The following is a 3,821-nucleotide window of genomic DNA, read 5'->3' as shown; positions in this document are numbered from 1 at the left end:
TAGTGTATAGTGTCTGGTTAATATCCTCCCCGACCATCAATCAAACAAACTAAGTTGTTGAAAAGATTCAGGGCAGGTTGACACATCTTTGGAGGACAAAAGTTTAACTCAAATTGTTGAAGAGTGGATAGACTCTATACCAGAAACAGAAATTGAAAATGCTAAAAAATTAATAGAAAAGTCGTCCTCAAAGGGTAAGGCTTGAGACCCATTTTTTCAGTCAATGGGAATTACTCTCCCATTAATAGCATCCTATACAAAGTGCAGGTTTGTTCCATTCTCGGTTAATATATTGTGGGAACGGAGAGCATACGTACTATATTTTCAGAAAAAAGTCAATTATTTGTGTTTTCAATTATATATATTAGACCTCTCCAAAAATTAAAAATAAAATCAATTCTTATCAAGAAATTGTCAATTACTTTTCCCTATTTCCTATTTGATGAAGATGTCTATTAGATAATCTTTAACTAGGTTATTTTGAATATACATTAGCTTGACTTTTCATCATTTGAAAAATATTATAAAAACCATTAGCACGGGAAGGAGTCAAACTTACTGCTAAACCTGTTTCTTGAATAAAATCTGGAGTGATTTGCTCAATTTCTTCAGGAGTTAATCCATTAATTCCCTCAATTAATAAGGCCACTAATCCCTTCACTAACTGAGCATCAGAATCACCTTGATACCAAACCTTACCATCATTTAAATTGGCAGTAATATATACCTGAGATTGGCAACCATAAACCTTGTTTTCTGGTATCTTTTCAGCTTCTGGAAAATCAGGTAATTTTTTTGCGTACCAAAGCAGTTGTTCATAGCGCAACTTATTAGAAGATGCCCGTTGGAATTTTTTAACAATACGTTCTAATGATGGTGGTAAAGCCATAGATAGCACTCAAACAAATAAAAGTAATTGTGTAATCAATTAATTATAACAGATTTTTTGTGCGAAGTAAATTGTAGAAAATCTTAAATAAATCTTTAATTAAATATCAGATTTATTGGCAAAAAATACAAGCTTAAGGAATGAATAAATAAATGAACTTGCTATTTAGATTAGATGCCAATTTTTATCTATAAAAGGTATAAAAATAACTATCAACTCAAAGAAGCTATCAAAAGTAAATTACATCACTTTTTATTTGTGAACTAAAGTTTATACTTAATATGAAAATACTTATAAATGAAAATAAGTAAGTATGAATGCTAATGAAATTATTACCAATATAGTAATAGTAATAGTGAGACTTGAAAATAATTTGAAGATTACACTTAGCCCATCTTTGTCTTCTGTCAGGTACAATAGTTAAATAAACTTAACACTAATAGTTGTAATCAAAACTTCTTATGTCTCTTCCTATTCGCAACGTAGCCATCATCGCCCACGTTGACCATGGCAAAACAACCCTAGTTGACTCACTCCTCAAACAATCCGGTATCTTCCGCGAAGGGGAAGAGGTTCCTGATTGTGTAATGGACTCCAACGACTTGGAAAGGGAACGTGGGATTACAATTCTTTCCAAAAATACTGCCGTAAGATACAAGGATACTCTAATTAATATTGTTGATACCCCCGGTCACGCTGACTTTGGAGGAGAAGTAGAACGAGTCCTTGGTATGGTGGACGGTTGTTTGCTCATTGTTGATGCTAATGAAGGCCCAATGCCTCAAACTCGCTTCGTCCTCAAAAAAGCTCTGGAAAAAGGATTACGGCCAATAGTTATTGTTAACAAAATTGACCGTCCCCGAGCTGACCCCCACGCTGCGGTGGATAAAGTTCTAGACCTATTTATAGAACTGGGAGCAGATGACGATCAATGTGATTTTCCATATTTATTTGCCTCTGGTTTGGCAGGTTACGCCAAAAAAGAACTGGATGTAGAGTCAACAGATATGCAATGTTTGTTCGATGCTATTTTAGACCATGTCCCACCACCAGTGGGAGACCCTGAAAAACCTCTACAGTTGCAGGTAACAACTCTCGACTATTCAGAATATTTGGGCAGAATAGTTGTAGGTCGCATTCATAATGGTGTGATTAGGTCTGGGCAACAAGCAGCAATTGTCAAAGAAGATGGGAGTATTGTCAAATCAAAAATTTCCAAACTAATGGGATTTGAAGGTTTGGCACGCATTGACATTGAAGAAGCTGCTGCTGGTAATCTTGTGGCAGTTGCTGGATTTAGTGATGCTAATATTGGTGAAACTATTACTTGTCCTAACGAACCTCAAGCACTACCTTTAATTAAAGTAGATGAACCTACTCTGCAAATGACTTTCTCTGTAAATGACTCTCCATTTGCTGGTAAGGAAGGAAAATTTGTAACTTCTCGACAAGTGCGCGATCGCTTGATGCGAGAGTTAGAAACTAATGTTGCATTGCGAGTAGAGGAAACTGACTCTCCAGAGAAATTTTCTGTTTCTGGTCGTGGGGAACTACACTTAGGTATTTTGATTGAAACCATGCGTCGAGAAGGTTATGAGTTTCAAGTTTCCCAACCTCAAGTTATTTATCGAGAAGTAAATGGTCAACCATGCGAACCATTTGAACTTTTAGTAATGGATGTTCCTGAAGATGCTGTTGGTGGTTGTATTGAAAGAATAGGTCAACGCAAAGGTGAAATGCAGAATATGCAGGTGGGTACAAATGGTCGTACTCAGTTAGATTTTTCTGTTCCTGCTCGTGGTTTGATTGGTTTCCGGGGTGAGTTTATGCGTTTGACTCGCGGGGAAGGTATTATGAACCACAGTTTCTTAGATTATCGTCCGTTTATTGGTGAAATTGAGGCGCGACGCAATGGGGTGATTATTGTATTTGAGGAAGGTGTGGCAACTTTTTATGCGTTGAAAAATGCTGAAGACCGTGGAGTGTTTTTCATTACTCCTGGTACTAAGGTTTATAAGGGTATGATTGTAGGGGAGCATAACCGTCCTCAAGATTTGGATTTGAATGTGTGCAAAACTAAGCAGTTGACTAACCATCGTTCTGCAACTGGGGATGAATTGGTGCAGTTGCAAACGCCTGTGGATATGAGTTTGGAGCGAGCTTTGGAATATATCGGACCGGATGAGTTGGTGGAGATTACTCCTGAGTCAGTTCGGTTGCGGAAGGTGAGTAAGAAGTTGGTGAAGAGATAATTAATTTTGTAGGGTGTGTAACTTCACACCCTACTAGACTGACACTGCTAATAACAATTGATTGATATCCTCCTGACGTTGCACTTGAGCGACAACATAGACATCTCCAAAAATAAAAGCAATTCTTATCTATAAACTGTCAATTATGTATCCTGTTGCCTGTTGCCTGTTGCCTGTTGCCTCTTTTCTAGAGATGTGTAATGAACCTGTTAAGTAAATACCGAATAAACCCAGAGCAATTATTGTTGTGGGTTCGGGAACATCAACCTTGATAATTTCAGCATATAATATTGCATTTGCTACTGAATCTTCTGGGGAATTAAACACACCAAGAAAAGTATTACCACCGTCACTAGAAAAACCAGCTAATTTCAACGTGTAATCTACTCCAGCAAAGTTAAAAGAATCATTTGTCAGACCATTAGCAGTAAAAAGAAGTATATCTCCATCTAAAACTGGGTCGTTGTAGATGTTAGGAGTATTGAAAATATTGAAGGTGTAGTTGAAGCTTTCTGCATTGTTGAAAGGATTAGTAAAAGACAGTTCAACCTCTAGAGGAAAGTCTCCATTAAAACCATAGTAAGTAACACCATTACGATAAGTTAAATCACCAACAGCAAATAAAGTATTTACATCCGTGCTGAAACTTAAGCCATCATACTGAACATAATTTCTGAACG

The 3,821-nt window shown here is 36.9% G+C and carries 3 protein-coding genes; 1 reads left to right on the top strand and 2 read right to left on the bottom strand.

All coding sequences use genetic code 11. From position 1 onward, the window contains the following. Positions 1-475 precede the first annotated feature (475 nt). Positions 476-889, bottom strand: a complete 414-nt coding sequence (locus tag F6K13_RS22940) for a SufE family protein (RefSeq protein WP_124144247.1) — start codon at positions 887-889, stop codon at positions 476-478. Between the two features lie 461 nt (positions 890-1,350). On the opposite strand from F6K13_RS22940, the gene typA reads away from it, so the two are divergent. Next, positions 1,351-3,141: a translational GTPase TypA gene (gene typA, locus F6K13_RS22935; RefSeq protein ID WP_124144246.1), complete on the top strand. Its 1,791-nt coding sequence runs from the start codon at positions 1,351-1,353 to the stop codon at positions 3,139-3,141. Positions 3,142-3,270: 129 nt separating this feature from the next. On the opposite strand, the gene F6K13_RS22930 is transcribed toward typA, so the two are convergent. Continuing rightward, on the bottom strand, positions 3,271-3,821 hold a 551-nt coding region (locus tag F6K13_RS22930; protein ID WP_287288489.1), incomplete at its 5' end, for a choice-of-anchor K domain-containing protein.

The sequence above is a fragment of the Okeania sp. SIO2B9 genome, from assembly GCF_010672505.1.
Lineage (GTDB): Bacteria > Cyanobacteriota > Cyanobacteriia > Cyanobacteriales > Microcoleaceae > Okeania > Okeania hirsuta.
The sequence above is the reverse complement of the archived record's forward strand: the minus strand, read 5'-3'. Positions and strand labels throughout refer to the sequence as shown.